At 41.5% G+C, this 17,879-nt stretch carries 14 protein-coding genes; 7 read left to right on the forward strand and 7 right to left on the reverse strand.

All coding sequences use genetic code 11. The features are described 5' to 3' along the window. The first annotated feature begins 351 nt into the window (after positions 1-351). The 4 genes from RV13_RS14785 to leuD all read left to right on the forward strand — a co-directional run bounded on the left by RV13_RS14785 (position 352) and on the right by leuD (position 4,997). Positions 352-1,866 (forward strand): 2-isopropylmalate synthase, encoded by a 1,515-nt coding sequence (locus RV13_RS14785; protein ID WP_060789422.1) that lies wholly within the window; start codon positions 352-354, stop codon positions 1,864-1,866. 55 nt (positions 1,867-1,921) lie between these two features. Next, the gene (gene leuB, locus RV13_RS14790; RefSeq protein WP_060789421.1) at positions 1,922-2,968 is read left to right on the forward strand and encodes a 3-isopropylmalate dehydrogenase; all 1,047 of its coding nucleotides are present in this window, start codon (positions 1,922-1,924) and stop codon (positions 2,966-2,968) included. Between the two features lie 71 nt (positions 2,969-3,039). Further along, complete coding sequence (gene leuC, locus RV13_RS14795) at positions 3,040-4,413, forward strand: 3-isopropylmalate dehydratase large subunit (RefSeq protein ID WP_060789420.1); 1,374 nt, start codon at positions 3,040-3,042, stop codon at positions 4,411-4,413. Next, a complete protein-coding gene (leuD, locus tag RV13_RS14800) occupies positions 4,413-4,997 on the forward strand; it encodes a 3-isopropylmalate dehydratase small subunit (RefSeq protein ID WP_060789419.1) in 585 nt (194 codons plus the stop codon). Before leuC ends, leuD begins: the two co-directional genes overlap by 1 nt. Positions 4,998-5,106: 109 nt before the next feature. On the opposite strand, the gene RV13_RS14805 is transcribed toward leuD, so the two are convergent. The 5 genes from RV13_RS14805 to RV13_RS14820 all read right to left on the reverse strand — a co-directional run bounded on the left by RV13_RS14805 (position 5,107) and on the right by RV13_RS14820 (position 10,614). After that, complete coding sequence (locus tag RV13_RS14805; RefSeq protein ID WP_060789418.1) at positions 5,107-6,882, reverse strand: ABC transporter ATP-binding protein; 1,776 nt, start codon at positions 6,880-6,882, stop codon at positions 5,107-5,109. Between the two features lie 43 nt (positions 6,883-6,925). Next, positions 6,926-7,627 carry a MarR family winged helix-turn-helix transcriptional regulator gene (locus RV13_RS14810; protein ID WP_060789417.1) on the reverse strand — a complete coding sequence of 234 codons (702 nt, stop codon included), beginning with the start codon at positions 7,625-7,627 and terminating at the stop codon, positions 6,926-6,928. A 231-nt stretch (positions 7,628-7,858) separates the two neighbouring features. Beyond that, positions 7,859-7,993 carry a FeoB-associated Cys-rich membrane protein gene (locus tag RV13_RS20820; protein WP_141741222.1) on the reverse strand — a complete coding sequence of 45 codons (135 nt, stop codon included), beginning with the start codon at positions 7,991-7,993 and terminating at the stop codon, positions 7,859-7,861. Beyond that, a complete protein-coding gene (gene feoB / locus RV13_RS14815; RefSeq protein ID WP_060789416.1) occupies positions 7,981-10,143 on the reverse strand; it encodes a ferrous iron transport protein B in 2,163 nt (720 codons plus the stop codon). The genes RV13_RS20820 and feoB overlap by 13 nt, the downstream gene beginning before the upstream one ends. Beyond that, positions 10,144-10,614, reverse strand: coding sequence for a FeoA family protein (locus RV13_RS14820; RefSeq protein ID WP_060789415.1), 471 nt, complete (start codon positions 10,612-10,614; stop codon positions 10,144-10,146). It abuts the gene before it with no gap. 393 nt (positions 10,615-11,007) lie between these two features. Between RV13_RS14820 and nrdH the strand changes: the two genes are divergently transcribed. The 3 genes from nrdH to nrdF all read left to right on the forward strand — a co-directional run bounded on the left by nrdH (position 11,008) and on the right by nrdF (position 14,628). Continuing rightward, on the forward strand, positions 11,008-11,226 hold the full coding sequence (gene nrdH, locus RV13_RS14825; RefSeq protein ID WP_010745735.1) for a glutaredoxin-like protein NrdH: 219 nt from the start codon (positions 11,008-11,010) through the stop codon (positions 11,224-11,226). A 195-nt stretch (positions 11,227-11,421) separates the two neighbouring features. Further along, on the forward strand, positions 11,422-13,581 hold the full coding sequence (gene nrdE / locus RV13_RS14830; RefSeq protein WP_060789414.1) for a class 1b ribonucleoside-diphosphate reductase subunit alpha: 2,160 nt from the start codon (positions 11,422-11,424) through the stop codon (positions 13,579-13,581). Between the two features lie 81 nt (positions 13,582-13,662). Then, positions 13,663-14,628: a class 1b ribonucleoside-diphosphate reductase subunit beta gene (gene nrdF / locus RV13_RS14835; RefSeq protein WP_060789413.1), complete on the forward strand. Its 966-nt coding sequence runs from the start codon at positions 13,663-13,665 to the stop codon at positions 14,626-14,628. Between the two features lie 106 nt (positions 14,629-14,734). Here nrdF and RV13_RS14840 read toward each other — a convergent pair whose 3' ends face one another. After that, complete coding sequence (locus RV13_RS14840) at positions 14,735-17,215, reverse strand: ABC transporter permease (RefSeq protein WP_060789412.1); 2,481 nt, start codon at positions 17,213-17,215, stop codon at positions 14,735-14,737. Beyond that, on the reverse strand, positions 17,216-17,875 hold the full coding sequence (locus RV13_RS14845) for an ABC transporter ATP-binding protein (protein ID WP_060789411.1): 660 nt from the start codon (positions 17,873-17,875) through the stop codon (positions 17,216-17,218). Positions 17,876-17,879: the final 4 nt, after the last annotated feature.

Below are 17,879 nucleotides of genomic sequence, written 5' to 3' on the forward strand. Positions count from 1 at the left end.
GTGCTAGTTAAAAACTGCTCAAAGTTTTCCCTTTTAGAATTTCATCAAATGAATTTTTAATCCCTTATCTATTTATTAAAAATATTTCTCATCTTTTTTTCATAATCGTATTGACTTTTCTTTTCTTTTTTTATACGATGTATACAACAATTTTTAAAAAATTCTGACAATAAACGGGTGGTTGCCATGATGAAATCAAATAGGTCTTTCAACGCAACTTTATTATTATAGCTGGGACTTTCTGAAAAATATTTCATAAAGTCCCTATTCGCATTGCATCGGAGAAGAAAATGGTTCTTTTCCGATGGAGTGCTTTTTTTATACCCGTTTTTGAATGAAGGAGGAGTAAAAATGAGAAAGATTCAATTTTTTGACACCACATTAAGAGATGGTGAACAAACACCAGGAGTAAATTTTAATACGAAAGAAAAAATTCAAATCGCGCTTCAATTAGAAAAATGGGGGGTTGATGTCATCGAGGCGGGATTTCCCATCGCCTCCCCCGGCGACTTTGAAGCAGTACAAAATATCGCCCGTCAAGTAAAGACGATGACTGTGACCGGATTGGCACGTTGTCAGAAAAAAGATATCGATAGAGCCTATGAAGCATTAAAAGACGCGGTCGATCCTCAAATTCACGTTTTCTTAGCTACAAGTGACGTTCACATGCAATACAAGCTGAAAATGTCGAGAGAAGAAGTTCTTTCTTCTATTAAAGAGCACGTCAGCTATGCACGAAGCTTGTTTAAGAAAGTACAGTTTTCTCCGGAAGATGCTTCGAGAACAGAAAAAGGCTTCCTATTAGAAGCGGTACAAACCGCTATTGATGCTGGCGCTACGATCATCAATGTACCGGATACCGTTGGCTATTCAAATCCCACGGAATATGGCGCGATCTTTAAATCATTGATTGAAAATATCCACAGCGATCAAGAAATCACCTTCTCCTCTCATTGTCACGATGATCTGGGTATGGCGACGGCAAATGCGCTGGCAGCGATCGAAAATGGGGCAAATCGTGTGGAGGGTGCCATCAATGGCATCGGTGAGCGAGCAGGCAATACCGCATTAGAAGAGGTCGCTTTGGCGTTAGCCATTCGTAAAGACTTCTATCAATGCGAGTCCTCTATTGTATTAAATGAAACAAAACGAACCAGCGAATTGGTTTCACGCCTTTCAGGCATTCCAGTTCCAAAAAATAAAGCGATTATTGGTGACAATGCCTACGCTCATGAATCAGGCATCCATCAAGACGGCGTATTGAAGAATCCCGAAACCTACGAAATTATTACCCCGACTCTTGTCGGCGTGAATCAAAATTCTCTGCCGCTTGGAAAATTATCAGGGCGCCATGCATTCAATGCGAAGCTGGAGGAGCTGGGTTATGAATTAAATGATGCCGACAGCAAAGAGGCCTTCAAACGATTCAAAGCCTTAGCCGATAAGAAAAAGCAAATTACTGACAAAGATTTGATCGCACTGCTTGCGGATCAATATAGAGAAGAAACGGAGAAATACAAGCTGACAGACGTTCAGGTTCAATACAGCTCAAATGGTTATCAAGGCGCTATCGTCTCAATCATCGATGAAGAGGATGAAGTAAAAGTTGCCTCTCAAATTGGCTCAGGCAGCATTCAGGCGATTTATAACACCATCGATGAACTGTTTCAGCAAGATCCTGAGTTGACGGACTATGAGATTCAGGCGTTGACCGGCGGTGAGGATGCTCAGGCTGAAGTTCGCGTGACCCTTTTGGATAGAGAAACGAAAGAGGAGTTTCGCGGCATTGGTGTCGATTTCGATGTGCTGCACGCATCAGCAAAAGCTTACGTACAAGCGAGCAATCACTTAAAACAAAGAAACTAACCCAATTATTGATTCACTAGTCAATTAGAAATGAGATATGGATAGGAGCAGACACATGAATAAAAAAATTGTTGTATTAGCCGGTGACGGCATCGGGCCAGAGATTATGGAAAGCGGCTTAAAGGTTTTAAACGCTGTAGAGAAAACATGCAGCAGCACATTCCAACTAGAAAAATTTCCTTTTGGAGGGGCTGGAATTGATGAAGCCGGTGCTTCACTCCCTGAAGAGACATTAGCTGCTTGTCAGGGAGCCGATGCGATCCTATTAGGTGCCATCGGTGGGCCAAAATGGGAGAAAATGACGGACACGCCAGAAAAAGGCTTGCTTGCACTTAGAAAATCATTGAATCTATTTGCGAATATTCGCCCTGTTTCCGTCTCTTCCGCCCTACGACACCTTTCTCCTTTAAAACCGGAGATTATTGAAGGAACCGATCTGATTATCGTAAGAGAGCTAAGCAGCGGCATCTACTTTGGCGAACCGCGGGAGTTAAATGAAACAATGGCCTTCGACACTGCTCGATATCACAAAAATGAGATTGAACGGATTCTCCACGCTGCATTCAAAATTGCTCAAGGTCGCAGTAAAAAAGTGACCTCCGTTGATAAGGCGAATGTTTTAGCTTCTAGTAAACTATGGCGAGCAACCGCTGAAGAAGTAGCGAAAGATTATCCAGACTGTCAGTTAGAACATCAATATGTGGATTCTGCGGCAATGAAGCTGATTCAAAATCCCAAGGCTTTTGATGTGATCGTCACTGAGAATCTCTTCGGTGATATTTTGAGCGACGAGGCTTCTGTTCTACCAGGTTCGCTAGGAGTGCTTCCAAGTGCGAGCCATAGTGATGGTGGGCCATCTCTTTATGAACCTATTCACGGCTCGGCTCCAGACATTGCAGGAAAAGGAATCGCAAACCCGATCTCAATGATCTTATCCGTAGCAATGATGTTACGCCAGTCCTTCCAAGAAGAGCAGGCCGCTCAGGCAATTGAAGCGGCGTGTGACACAGTCTTATCAAAGGGACTTTTCACACACGACCTAGGTGGTCAAGCTTCTACGGATGAATTTACCGATGCCGTCCTTCAGGAACTAACAGTATAGCCCTTTATATAGAAGAAAAAAGCTAAGAGTTCTCTGACTAACTAATTATTAACGAATAAGGAGCGGAAAATATGGGAAAAACACTATTTGACAAACTATGGGATCGCCACGTCGTCCACGGCGAAGAAGGCGCCCCGCAATTGCTTTATATTGATTTGCATTTGATCCATGAGGTGACATCTCCACAGGCCTTTGCGGGAATTCGTGAAGCGGGGCGAACACTGCGCCATCCTGAGCGGACCTTTGCTACGATGGATCATAATACACCGACGGTCGATATCTATAACTTTACTGACCTAGTCGCAAAAAAACAGATTGATACACTTAGACAGAACTGCGAAGAATTTGGCGTTCAGCTTTGTGATAACGGAAGTGATCGCCAAGGGATCGTCCACATGGTCGGTCCAGAAACCGGATTGACTCAGCCTGGCAAGACCATTGTCTGCGGTGATTCACACACAGCGACACATGGAGCTTTTGGAGCGCTGTCTTTCGGTATCGGTACGAGTGAAGTCGAACACGTCTTCGCCACTCAGACCTTGTGGCAAAATAAACCGAAAAATATGGGCATAAAGATTACTGGGCAGTTGCCGAAGGGCGTTTATGCGAAGGATATCATTTTGGCCCTCATTGCTAAGTACGGGACAGACTTTGGTGTCGGCTACGGAGCGGAATTCTATGGGGAAGCCATCCAAAGTCTATCAATGGAAGAACGTATGACCATCTGTAACATGGCTATCGAAGGCGGGGCAAAAATTGGCTTGATTGCTCCTGATGACAAAACCTTTGATTATGTAGCTGGTCGTGAATATGCACCGAAGGATATGGCTGCTGCTGTCCAAGACTGGAAAGAATTGTACACAGATGACGATGCCGCCTACGATAAAGAATTGACACTAGATGTCAGCGAATTAGTCCCTTTCGTAACGTGGGGAACGAATCCTGAAATGGGGGTGCCTTTTGATGGCACCTTCCCTGAGATTACCTCACCGGATCTACAAAAAGCTTATGACTATATGGATTTGAAGCCAGGGCAAACCCCTGCAGATATCCCAGTCGGATATGTCTTTATTGGGTCATGCACAAATGGTCGGCTCTCAGATCTTAAGGAAGCCGCAAAAATAGTACAGGGCAAAAAAGTGCATGATAGTGTTACTGCTATCGTGGTCCCTGGCTCACGCCCTGTTCGTAAAGCCGCCGAAGAAATCGGACTGGACAAAATTTTCAAAGAGGCAGGCTTTGAGTGGCGCGAACCTGGCTGTTCGATGTGTCTCGGTATGAATCCAGACCGCGTACCAGCCGGGGTACACTGTGCTTCAACATCCAATCGAAATTTCCAAGGCCGGCAAGGAAAAGATGCCCGCACACATCTTTGCAGTCCTGTCATGGCTGCACTAGCCGCCATTCATGGAAACTTTGTTGATAGCCGTAAGGAGGTCATCTAATGGAAAAATTTACGATCTATACTGGAAAAACGGTTCCCTTGATGAACGATAATATTGATACCGATCAAATCATTCCAAAGGGCTTTTTGAAGCAAGTTGATAAGTCCGGCTTCGGGAAACATCTCTTTGATGAGTGGCGCTTTTTAGAAGACGGCTCACCCAATCCCGAATTCATTTTGAATACACCTGAACGAAAAGAAGCGACGATCTTGATTTCAGGAGAAAACTTCGGCTCAGGTTCTTCGCGGGAGCATGCGGCTTGGGCAATTCAGGATTACGGCTTCAAAGCAGTCATTGCCGGAAGCTACAGCGACATCTTTTATATGAATGCCTTGAAGAATGGGCTATTGCCGATCCGACTGGATCAAGAGGTAAGAGAGATTTTGAGCCAACTGCCTGCCGATCAGTCGATCACTATCGATTTGCCAAAACAAGAAGTCCAAACGCCAGAGGCTAATTATGCCTTCCAGATCGATCCAACATGGAAAGATAAATTGATTAAAGGACTGGATGATATCAGCATCACCCTTCAACATGAAGATGAGATTGAGAAATACGAGAAGCAGATGCCAACGTACGAATAAATAATCCAGTCTTTAGCCTATTCTCGTCTGAAATGTTTATACTGGCATTCGCTTAAAAAAAATCGCGTAAAACTTTCACTTTGGAAAGTTTTACGCGATTTTCTTTTATTTAATTCACAACCTGTTCTTGTACATATTGCGCATAAAGCGGATGAGAGGCAATCAACTCAGCGTGAGTCCCGTGACCAGTCACCTGGCCTTTTTCGATAAAGTAGATATGATCAGCATCCACAATCGTTGATAGCCGGTGAGCGATCACCAAGGTTGTCCGACCTTCCATCAACTGATCCAAGGCTCGTTGAACCTTTTCTTCCGATTGTGAGTCCAAGCTGGCTGTCGCTTCATCCAGCATCAGGATTTTAGGGTCCCGTAAGAAGGCTCGAGCAATAGCGATCCGTTGTTTTTGTCCACCGGATAATTTCACTCCACGTTCGCCTAATTCTGTCTCCAACTGCTCTGGGAACTCACGAACAAATTGATCGGCATAAGCCAATTCCAGACCATGCCATAACTCTTCTTCGGTAAGTGTTCGATCGAGTCCATACTGCAAATTCTCACGAATGCTTCCTGCAAACACCGCGCTGTCTTGAGAAACATAGCCAATCTGTGAACGCCAATTGGTTAAGTTAAGCTGTTCGATCGCTTCATCGCCAATTTTTACTGTTCCTTCTGTTGGTTGATAGAAACGTTCCAACAAGGCAAAGATCGTAGATTTCCCTCCCCCGCTCGGTCCAGCAAAAGCAATCACTGTATTTGGTTTCGCTTCAAAGGAAACCTTTTTCAAAATGGGACGATCCGTTACATAATGGAAGGAAAGATTTTCTGCCTTGATCGTTTTACCTGAAACATCCACCGTTTTGCCTGTTTCAATAGGCTCTAGATCCGTTTTTAGTATTTGTTCAATCCGTTCAGTCGCTCCCATTGCTTTTTGCACTTGAGAAAAGAACATCGCGAAGCTGGCAGCCGGCATCATAATGTTAAACAGATACAACAAGAAAGCAACCAATTGTCCGCTTGTTAACGTTCCAGCCTGAACACGAACCGCTCCATACCCTAGGATACCAACGAATAAGCCCAACATAACGGTCGTGATGATTGGCTGCAGCATCGCCTCGACCTTTGCATCCTTGATTCCTAAGCTAAAGATCTTATTGATAAAGGAGCCGCCACTAGTCTTCTCAAACTTTTCTCCGTTACTCGCTTTGATTAAACGAATCTCAGAAAGCTTTTCGCTAGCTTCGGCATTAAAATCAGCCGTCGCGGCTTGAAGTTGACGTCCTAAGCGCGACATAATTCGTCCAATCGGCATCATGATCAACGCCATGATCGGAACCGCTAAAAACATCATCGCCGCCATTTTCCAATCCATTACAAACAAGATGATCATTGATCCAACTAGCTGGATCGCTCCAGTAATGAAGTTCGGAAATTGCGTCGCGACTAAATCCTTTATTACTGTTGTATCATTTACTAGTCGGGAACTGCTTTCTCCAGATTTATGATCATCATAATAACCGACAGGCATTTGCAGCAGATGACTCCATAATTTCTCCCGCAGCGTTTTAACAGCACTTTCCCCGACATAACGCAACAGAAAACTCCCGATCGCGCCAAAGGCCAGCTGTGCGACAAAAGCCAAAACTAATACGATCAGCATTGTTTTATCAATCTTTGCAAGCTTGCTTGTATCAATCAAGCCCTTTGTTAACTGCGGTACGATTAAGCTAGCCCCGCTTGTTAACAAACTTAGAAATAAACCAATAGCAAACAGTGCTTTTTTAGGATTGACACTCAAGATCAATCGTAAAAAATCCTTCAATTTGTAATTACTCTTTTTTCCACCTTCAATAGTTTCATCAGGTGCCATACTCATATCCCGATCCATCGTTTGTTCCTCCTGCTTCATAGCAGCTTTCCGCCTACTTTTTTTAGAAATCTTCCCATTCAGTATCTTTCTCGTCTTTTTCTTTAGCTCCTTCATTAAAGCAGTCTCGATTTCCCCAAAAATCCCGACGAAAATCATGCTTGAAGTCGCGAGAAAACTCTCTTGAAGCATTGCGCATCTCTCGTTGCATTTGATTCCGCATCCGATGCTGTTCTTCTCGCGAAAGCTGCTGCCAATCCTCTTGCCAATTTTCAGCAAATTGATCCCGCATCGCTTGCATCTGACGCAGACGATCCATTGGGTCAACAAACCGTCCAGCCTGTTTCTGAAACTCTTCTTGCCAGCCAGCAGAAATTTTTTGCAGATACTCACTGAAGTGTTCCTGTTCTTTCTCTGATAAGCCTACAAAGAACGCTTCGCTCCTATCTTCATCGGCATGACTCACCTTCTGAGCCTTTTGCTTTCCTTTTTCCGTTAAAAAGACGCGTTTGATCCGTTTGTCATGCTCGGCTTCTTCACGTATGACATCACCGTTTTTTTCCATTTTCTTCATTAATTCTGCCAGTGAGCTGGGACGAATATCTAGAATCTCAGCCAATTGACTTTGTATCAATCCATCTTCCTTAGCCAAAATCGCCAAAACACGTTGCTGACCAGTTAGTTTCTGCCTTTTACTCATAAAGGCATTACTGGCAGAACTGATAAAGCGTAATTGACGCATCAAATCCTTCGTAAACTCACTCATGACAAAAATCCCCCTACCTTATTTATAGTAGCTACTGTCTTCTCTTCAATAAAGTTCGGTACCGAACTTTATTTCGATTGCTATTATAGTTCGGTACCGAACTATTGTCAACAACTTTGCTATTTTTTTCTTTCAAAAAAAAGAAAAGTGACCAAAAGGTTGATTTCATCAACTTTTAATCACCCTTTACTGTTAAAAAAAGACCCGATGATCATCATCGAGTCCAAAGCTTTAGTGCTTATGTTGTTCTTCTTTCACGGGACAGCTGCCGTCACAGTCTTCACAAGAGCTGCCATTTTTGATTCGCCGATAGACAATGGCACCGGCACCGCCAAAGATCAATATACTTAATACTATAGTTGCCATTCTTTCACCTCTTTGATTTCCTCAATGGTAATTGTTGGTGTTCGCTTAACTGGTTTTCTAACGATGAAATAAATCATCCCTACAAGTACAATCGCTGCTAAAATCAAACCAACTCCGATTTCGCCATTTTCAAAAATCACATGTCCAAATTGATAAATGATAAAGCTTACAGCATAGGCTAAGCCGCATTGATAGCCAATCGCACGCCATGTCCATTTGATGTCCCCCATTTCACGATGGATCGCGCCGATCGCAGCAAAACAAGGTGCACATAACAAGTTGAATACTAAGAAGGAATAGCCGGCGATTGGTGTATATGCCGCTTGCAGAGATTTCCAAATTTCTACGCCATCCTCAGCGACTTCTGCGTGACGATATAAAATCCCAAAGGTCCCAATAACATTTTCCTTCGCGACCAAACCAGTGATCGCCGCAACTGCCCCGCGCCAGTCTCCCCAACCTAATGGAGCGAACAATGGTGCAATCAAGCCGCCCAATGCAGCTAAGATACTATCGTTTTCATTGACCGCTTGCAATGAGAAGTTATAACTTGAGATAAACCAAATAATAATACTTGAAACAAAAATGATTGTTCCCGCACGTTTTACAAAGGCTTTACTGTGGTCATACGTATAACGAACCGTATTCCCAATTCTAGGCATATGATATAAAGGAAGCTCCATGATAAAAGGAACCGGATCTCCAGAAAAAAGCTTGGTTTTCTTTAAGGCAATGCCAGATAATACGATCGCTCCCATCCCGACAAAGTACGCGGAGGGCGCTACCCAACTGCTGTTAGGAAAGAAGGCACCCGCAACTAAAGCGATAATCGGCAATTTCGCCGAACATGGCATAAAGGTCGTTAACATCGCGGTCATCCGACGATCCTTTTCGCTTTCGATCGTACGACTCGCCATTACTCCAGGTACCCCACAGCCTGTAGCGATCAGCATCGGAATGAAAGACTTCCCTGACAATCCAAATTTACGAAAAATCCGGTCCATCACAAAGGCGATACGAGACATATACCCGCAATCCTCCAACAGTGCTAAGCACAGGAAAAGGACCATTAATTGTGGAAGGAACCCTAAGACGGCACCTACACCTGCGATAATTCCATCTAAAATCAGGCTCTGCATCCATTCGGCAACATTCCAAGATTGCAGCGTTGAGCTCACAAAATTAGGAACAATATCGCCAAATAAATGATCATTTACCCAATCCGTTCCCATAGCACCGACTGTCTGGATCGCGATATAGTAAATCAGCCACATCACTAAAGCAAAAATCGGCAAGGCTAAGAAACGATTGGTTACGACGCGATCAATCTTATCTGAAATGGAAAGCTTGAATTGGTCTTCATCCACCACACAGAGTGTTTTCAAATGTGTAATAAAATTATAGCGTTCATTTATGACTAGGCTTTCCGCATCTTCACCAAAAATCTTTTCAGTGATCTTAATGATTTCATCAATTTCTTTTTGTTGGATTGAACTAAGATCCAAGGCTTTTTGCGCACGTTCATCTCGTTCAAATAGTTTTAAACTGTACCAACGGCTATATTGCGCCTGCGCCGTACTTCCAAGCACTGCTTCAATCTCATTAATCGCTGCTTCCAAACGATTGTCGTAATGGGGAAAATTGATTTCTTCCACACCTTTTTTAATAAGATGCACTGCTTCATTAACTGCCTTATCTAAGCCCCAATTCTTCAACGCACTGACCCCCACTACGGGCACACCTAGAGCATAAGCCAATTTCTCTAGATTGATCTGTTTTCCACTTTTTTTGATAATGTCCATCATGTTTACTGCAACGACCACAGGAATTCCCGTTTCGATCAATTGCGTCGTTAAATAAAGATTCCGTTCTAGATTCGTCCCATCGATAATGTTGACGATAGCATCAGGAGTACCCGAAAGTAAGTAATCACGGGCAACAACTTCTTCTGGAGAATAGGGAGAAAGGGAGTAGATCCCAGGCAGATCATCAATGATCACTTCGGAATCCTTCTTGTAGATTCCTTCTTTTCGCTCGACCGTAACTCCTGGCCAGTTTCCTACAAACTGATTGGTTCCTGTCAGAACGTTGAAGGTACTTGTTTTCCCACTGTTAGGATTTCCCGCTAAAGCAATATGTGTCTTTGCCATCTATTCCGCCTCCTTAGATACGACCACCATCTCTGATTCGCTTTTCCGTAAACTTAATTCATATCCTCGGACCCGCAGCTCAATCGGATCACCTAGAGGCGCCAGCTTCACAACTTTCACCTGAGTTCCCTTAGTCAAGCCCATATCCATCAAGCGTCGTTTGACTGCTCCTGTACCATGGACATTGACCACAATTCCTTGTTCACCCGCATTTAGTTGATCCAATGAGACCCAAGTTTCTTGGTCTTCCGTTAGGTTCTTCACATGTATCTGCTTTAATAAAGACTGAGACAAAGCCAGTCGCGTATTATGTAATAAAACGATTCCATTCTCGCCAGAGTGATTCACGACGGCAACTTTTGAACCGACGATCATCCCCAAATCCTGCAATCGATGCTTTGTATCATTTTCTAAAGTCATTTCGTCAATTTGAACAACCTGATTCAATGAAACATCTGCCAAAGTTGTCATACACTTCTCCACCTTACTGTTCGACTTCTAAATCTAATTAATAATGAGAATCTTTCTCACTAAGAATAGCTTCATTTCATGGCAAAGTCAATAAATGGTCGAAGAATTTCTCTATTTTTTGAGCAATTTGTTTGACAATCTCTGTTTTATTTGTTTTATTTTTCTTTTTTTCGTTATTAAAAAAACTTTTTTGCCGTAAAAAAACATCCCAGAACAGTTTTTTGAATTCTGTAAAGGGATTTTTCTTTGAAACCGTCCGTTTTCAATGTTTTTGCAAAAAACACAAAGAGTAGTATACCAATGTTTCACCACCACAATATATGGTATCAAACGATTGACTTTTTCCCTACATCTTTTATACTAGTAATTGTAGAAATCAAGGGAGGTCGTCTTATGGTAAAAGTATATTCAAAAAACAATTGTATGCAATGCAAAATGACAAAACGTTATTTAACTGAGAATCAAATTTCATTCGAAGAGGTCAACATCGACAATGAACCCGAAGCTCTAGGTTTTCTAAAAGATCAAGGTTTCCAAAGTGTCCCAGTTATTTTCGGTGGACAACAAGCCATTATCGGTTTCCGTCCAGATCAATTGAAAGCATTAGCGTAATTTAAGAGGTCGCACCTGAAGCGGCTAGCTTCAAGAAAGAAGAGGGATTATCCAAAAGTAGCTTTTCATACTTTAGGGATAGTTCGGCTTATTTCTTAAGAAACTGCTTCTAGAGCACCGTTTTTCGAAACTTTGCGATCCATGATTGCAAAGTTTTCTTCTTTATTATAGATAGAAAAGGAAAGATGTGACGAGATGAGTTTAAAGGACCTAGGTGAAGTATCTTACTTCAAATTAAACAATGAGATCAATCGTCCAGTAAATGGACAGATTCCACTAAATAAAGACAAAGAAGCCTTGGCTGCTTTTTTCAAAGAAAATGTAGAACCAAATACCCATACATTTTCTTCTGTACAAGAAAAAATAGACTATTTAATAGAAGAAGACTTTTTAGAAGCAGAATTTATCGCGAAATATACCCCTGCTTTTATTGAGAAGCTCTTCAATTACTTAGCTGACCAAAACTTTACATTCAAATCATTTATGGCAGCTTATAAATTTTACTCACAATATGCCTTGAAAAACAATGCAGGCACTGAGTATTTAGAAAGCTACGAAGACCGTGTTGCCTTCAACGCCTTGTATTTTGCTGATGGCGATGAACAATTGGCTTTGTCTTTAGCAGATGAAATGATTCATCAACGGTATCAACCAGCTACCCCTTCTTTTTTAAATGCAGGTCGTAAGCGTCGCGGAGAACTTGTTTCTTGTTTCTTGATTCAAGTAACAGATGACATGAACAGTATCGGCCGTTCGATTAACTCAGCTCTGCAATTATCACGTATCGGTGGCGGTGTAGGAATTAACCTATCGAACTTACGTGAAGCCGGCTCCCCGATTAAAGGCTATGACGGCGCGGCAAGTGGTGTGGTTCCAGTGATGAAGCTGTTCGAAGATAGTTTCTCTTACTCTAACCAGCTAGGGCAGCGTCAAGGTGCAGGTGTGGTTTACTTAGACGTCTTCCACCCAGATATTGAAATGTTCTTATCAGCCAAAAAAGAAAACGCCGATGAAAAAATCCGTGTGAAGACTCTTTCACTTGGTGTGACTGTACCGGATAAGTTTTACGAATTGGCTCGTAAAAATGAAGATATGTATTTATTCAGTCCTTATGGTATCGAACGCGAATACGGCGTGCCTTATTCCTATGTGGATATCACCAAGGAATACGACAACTTAGTCGCAAACCCAAACATTCGCAAGAAAAAAATTCGTGCCCGTGATTTGGAAAATGAACTTTCTAAATTGCAGCAAGAATCCGGCTACCCTTATATCATCAATATTGATACGGCAAACCGTGCCAATCCGATTGATGGAAAAATTGTTATGAGTAATCTATGTTCCGAAATTTTACAGGTTCAAACACCTTCTACTATTAACGGGCGTCAAGAATACGATGTACTTGGTACAGACATTTCATGTAATCTTGGTTCGACGAATATTGTTAATTTGATGGAAAGTCCTGACTTTGGTCAATCCGTTCGTACAATGGTACGAGCATTAACCTTTGTTACCGATGAATCTGACATTGATGTCGTCCCTTCTATTCAAAATGGAAATAAATTGAATCATACGATTGGTTTAGGGGCGATGGGCTTACACAGCTTCTTCGCAAAACACTTGATGGAATATGGTTCAGAAGAATCCATCGACTTTACTAATATCTACTTCACTTTGTTAAATTATTGGACATTGATGGAAAGCAACGAGCTTGCGAAAGAACGTAAGACAGTCTTCCATAACTTCGAAAAATCAGCCTATGCAGACGGTTCTTACTTTGATAAGTATACAACAGGTGAATTTTTACCAAAAACAGATAAAGTCAAAGAAATCTTCAAAGATATTTTCATTCCTACCGCTGAAGATTGGCAAGCGCTAAAAGAAGCTGTCCAAAAAGACGGACTTTATCACCAAAACCGTTTAGCGGTTGCTCCAAATGGCTCCATTTCTTATATCAATGACACAAGTGCCAGCTTGCACCCAATCACTCGTTTGATTGAAGAACGTCAAGAGAAGAAAATCGGCAAGATCTATTATCCAGCTCCTTACTTGAATAATGATACTTTGCCTTACTATACTTCTGCTTATGACATGGATATGCGAAAAGTCATTGATGTATATGCGACGGCTCAACAACATATTGATCAAGGAATGAGTCTGACCTTATTCATGCGTTCTGAAATTCCTGAAGGCTTGTATGAATGGAAAACAGAAAGCAAACAAACCACCCGTGATTTGAATATTTTGCGTAACTACGCGTTTTATAAAGGCTGTAAATCAATTTATTACGTTCGGACCTTTACAGATGATGCAGAAGAAATCGGCTCCAACCAATGTGAAAGCTGCGTAATCTAATCATTATTGTTACCTCTCGCGCTGCTCGCACGAGAGGTAATACTGTGAGAAATACATTAATACGAACTAGGGGGAAATTTCATGGCAGAAACTTATTATGAAGCCATTAACTGGAATGAGATCGAAGACGTCATCGACAAATCGACTTGGGAAAAATTAACAGAACAATTTTGGTTAGACACTCGAATTCCTTTGTCTAACGACCTAGATGATTGGCGCAAACTATCTCCATTAGAAAGAACCGTCGTCGGACATGTTTTTGGCGGGTTAACATTGCTTGATACCGTGCAATCAGAAAGCGGAATGGATCAACTTCGCGAGGATGTACGCACTCCTCATGAAGAAGCTGTTCTGAATAATATCCAATTCATGGAGTCTGTTCACGCGAAAAGTTATTCTTCTATCTTCAGTACATTGAACACCAAAGTCGAGATCGAAGAAATTTTTGAATGGACAAATACAAATCAATACCTGCAAAAAAAAGCCGAAAGAATCAATGAAATCTATAAAACTGGAACACCCTTGGAAAAGAAAATCGCTAGTGTGTTTCTAGAGACCTTCTTATTTTATTCTGGTTTTTATACCCCTCTTTACTATTTAGGGAATAATAAATTGGCTAACGTAGCTGAGATTATTAAATTAATCATTCGTGATGAATCCGTACATGGAACCTACATTGGTTATAAATTCCAAAGAGGATTCAATGAGCAAACCGAAGAAGAACAAGAACGTTTGAAAGAATGGATGTATGATTTACTGTATGAATTGTACGAAAATGAAGAGCGTTACACTGAAGAGCTCTATGATGAGATCGGATGGAGTGAAGAAGTAAAAACTTTCTTACGTTACAATGCCAATAAAGCTTTGATGAATCTTGGAATGGACCCGCTTTTCCCAGATACAGCAGATGATGTGAATCCAATTGTCATGAATGGTATTTCAACAGGAACTAGCAACCATGATTTCTTCTCACAAGTTGGGAATGGCTACTTGCTTGGTCAAGTTGAAGCAATGAATGATGATGACTATTTGATTGGTTTAGAATAAAAAAAATCTGTCAGCGAAAATGGTAGGCTCCCCCTTAACTAGGACTTAATTATTTCTTTGTCTTAGTTAGGGATAGCCTATCCAAACGCGCTGACAGATTTTTTGTTTATTCTGAGGCTTGAATACGTTTGATGACCGCTTCTTTATTAACAAGTGTCGTAGTCGCATAGGTCAAAATCAATTGGACAATGACAACTAATAGCACCATCAGTAAGACTTGAATTAATGGGTACTGATATACCTTTATTTGCATCAACCCATTATCTTTGGCATATAGAAAGACTAAGTACCCTAAGATACTGCCGATCCCCACTCCTGACAAGAGAATTCCTCCTGCATACACGAAGCCTTCCATTTGAAGCATTCGCTTCATTTGGCGATCGGACATACCAATGGCTTGCATCACACCCAATTCTTTTTTCCGACTTAAGATGCTGTCGATCGTGGTATTAATCAAATTCATGATCCCAACAATCGCTAAGACCAGCATAATCGCATACCCTGCGCCAGTCATCATCTGCATAGAACCTTTCCACTGTTCCAAAATCTCTTTGTAGCTTTGCAAACGGAACATGTCATTCTCTTTCGCCAACTCTTCAATTGCGGGTTGCATCGCTGCTGCTTTGCCCTTTGCTGCTTTGATATTCACATAATAGGTCAAATTATTTTTTGACATTTTCTTCAAGGCTTCATTACTCATCAAGAAATTGTCATAATTGCTGATCGCTTGTGTAAAGTCTCCACCTGCGATGACTGTCATTTCTTTTTCATAGGTACGATTGCCATCAAATATCTTAAAGGTCAACGTATCTCCAATTTTGATTTCTGGATAATTAGCCAATAAATAGCCTGTTACAATTACTTTATCTCCAGAATTCAATTCCTCATAGGTCGCGCTGCCAACTGAAATATCCTTTTTGAGCTGACCCATTTGTTCTTCCGTAATGCCTCCGATGGATAGCCCCATAGGCTTATCTGTTCCTATTTCCTTAATGCTGGGGATTTCACCTGTAATTGATTGGAACGCTTCGACTTTTTCTACTCCATCGATGGCTTTTATTCTATGGATCATCTCATTATTCAAAGGATTATTTTGTTGAATTGCTGTCCATTCTCGTTCTGGACGCATCTTGTCTCCACTGACAGAAGCAATACTCAAACGATAATCTGCGGCGATCGTGTCGCGTGCAATCTGTTGAGGATTCATACAGCTAAAAACAGTTGAGACGACAACAAACAAAATTCCGATCATTCCTAAGGAAAAGATGGTAATTAGCGTGCGCTTTTTGTTCCTAGATAGATTTGCATGGGCTAAACGGTTTAAATTGAGATTGATGAACCCTTTTCGCTGTTTTTTCTTCCCTTGTGTTTGCCCAGTATAACGCATCGCTTCAATTGGCATAATCTTACTCGCTTGACGCATTGGTTTTAAAGAAGCGAGTAATACAGTTATTACTGTGATCGCGATGGTCATTCCAATGATCCATGGAAGTATTAACGAAACTTCTCCGTTATCTAGCACTTCACGCATCACTTCCATTATCGCAACCTCATTTTCTATTGTGGACATCATTTGAACAAAAACAAACTTTACAGTAGCAGTTCCGATCAGCAGGCCAATGGGAATCGCGATGCCAGCGACGATCAAGTTTTCTTTTAAAATGATTTGACGGATTTGCTTTTTGGTTGCTCCTAGAGCGGCCAGTTTGCCAAACTCCTGAACTTTATTGATTAAGGATACATAGTAGATACTGTAAATCGTTAAGGCTCCAGCAATCAAGATAATCCCTACAATAATCGCCATTCCCGTATAAAAAGCCGGATCAACATAATTCGCAAATAGATAGTCGCTATTCTCAACAATATTATCCTCGATCACGTCAAAGTTTTTTCCGATTTCCTTTACCCGTTCTTTAATGGCATCTGTGGAAGTCGCAGCCTCCTCTGATAAACGAATCATCATTCGATAACTTCGTTGATTTTTTGGGATCGTTTCTTGCATTAACTCCTTTGAGACAAGCATCGAAAAAATTTTTCTGCCAGCTTGATTTTTACCATCAGGAGAAAACCCTGTCAGACGAAACGTTCTTGTTTGTTCCAGACCTAATCCTTCTTCTTCAAGAAATTGTACAGGGATAGAAATATCGTCACCAATCTTAGCATTGGGATAGCCAAGTTCCTTCAATGCGTTTTTAGAGAGAACTGCATCATTTGCTTTTCTAGGCGCATGCCCACTGACAAATGTTTGCTTTGTTAATTTTTGTGCCTCGGCATCTAAATAACTGATCAAGATATAGTTATCTTCTGATAAAATTGATTCTCCCACATCTTGACGCAACCCATATTCGCCAATCGCTTCGTGTTGAGCAATTTTCTCCATATTTTCTTCAGAAACACTACGATACATTGCATGCCAAGTCGGATAGACCTTATTGACGGCCGCATTTTGAACATTCACAACACCTAATCCGATTGACGTGATCAGAAAAACCAACACACTGGTCAAAATAATCGCGATCCCTGATAGCAAATTCTTTCCTTTATGGTATTTGGTATTGGCAACAGCTACCGTATTGGTCATCTTCATTTAAATCACCCGCCCATCTTCAAGGTGGACGATATAATCAGCCGTTTGCGCGATCCCTTCATCATGCGTAATCATAATCAAGGTTTGACCAAATTTTTCAACAGATTTCTTTAGTAGTGACATCACTTCTAATTCTGTCTTCGTATCGAGATTTCCTGTCGGTTCATCCGCTAGAATAATTGCTGGTTCCGATGCAATCGCCCGAGCAATTACCACACGCTGCTGTTGTCCTCCAGAAAGCATGCTAGGCAAAGCTTTTTTTCGATCATTGAGCCCGATGGTCGTTAATAATTCTTCGATGAACGCTGTATTGACCTTTCGATTGTCTAATCCAATGGGTAAAACGACATTTTCCCATACGTTCAAGGAGGGGATCAAATTATAATTTTGGAAGATGAAGCCAATTTTTTGTCGACGAAAGACGGCCAATTGTTCATCTTTCATTCGGAAAACATTTTTTCCATCAACAATAACTTGTCCTGAAGCTGGATGATCCAATCCGCCGATCAGGTTTAGGAGCGTGCTTTTCCCAGAACCTGATTTACCAACAATTGCTACAAAATCGCCCTTTCCTATCTCCAAATCAATATGATCAACCGCCTTTACGATTGCATTTCCATCATCATAATGTTTTACTAAGTCTCTAATTTTTAAGATCATTTTT

Source organism: Enterococcus raffinosus (assembly GCF_001886185.1).
GTDB lineage: Bacteria > Bacillota > Bacilli > Lactobacillales > Enterococcaceae > Enterococcus_A > Enterococcus_A raffinosus.

Coding starts and splice junctions, on each gene's coding strand:
- feoB (WP_060789416.1), bottom strand. CDS start 10,143: ATGGCAAAGACACATATTGCTTTAGCGGGAAATCCTAACAGTGGGAAA.
- RV13_RS14785 (WP_060789422.1), top strand. CDS start 352: ATGAGAAAGATTCAATTTTTTGACACCACATTAAGAGATGGTGAACAA.
- leuC (WP_060789420.1), top strand. CDS start 3,040: ATGGGAAAAACACTATTTGACAAACTATGGGATCGCCACGTCGTCCAC.
- leuD (WP_060789419.1), top strand. CDS start 4,413: ATGGAAAAATTTACGATCTATACTGGAAAAACGGTTCCCTTGATGAAC.
- nrdF (WP_060789413.1), top strand. CDS start 13,663: ATGGCAGAAACTTATTATGAAGCCATTAACTGGAATGAGATCGAAGAC.
- RV13_RS14840 (WP_060789412.1), bottom strand. CDS start 17,215: ATGAAGATGACCAATACGGTAGCTGTTGCCAATACCAAATACCATAAA.
- RV13_RS14845 (WP_060789411.1), bottom strand. CDS start 17,875: ATGATCTTAAAAATTAGAGACTTAGTAAAACATTATGATGATGGAAAT.
- RV13_RS14810 (WP_060789417.1), bottom strand. CDS start 7,627: ATGAGTGAGTTTACGAAGGATTTGATGCGTCAATTACGCTTTATCAGT.
- RV13_RS14820 (WP_060789415.1), bottom strand. CDS start 10,614: ATGACAACTTTGGCAGATGTTTCATTGAATCAGGTTGTTCAAATTGAC.
- RV13_RS20820 (WP_141741222.1), bottom strand. CDS start 7,993: ATGGCAACTATAGTATTAAGTATATTGATCTTTGGCGGTGCCGGTGCC.
- nrdE (WP_060789414.1), top strand. CDS start 11,422: ATGAGTTTAAAGGACCTAGGTGAAGTATCTTACTTCAAATTAAACAAT.
- leuB (WP_060789421.1), top strand. CDS start 1,922: ATGAATAAAAAAATTGTTGTATTAGCCGGTGACGGCATCGGGCCAGAG.
- nrdH (WP_010745735.1), top strand. CDS start 11,008: ATGGTAAAAGTATATTCAAAAAACAATTGTATGCAATGCAAAATGACA.
- RV13_RS14805 (WP_060789418.1), bottom strand. CDS start 6,882: ATGGATCGGGATATGAGTATGGCACCTGATGAAACTATTGAAGGTGGA.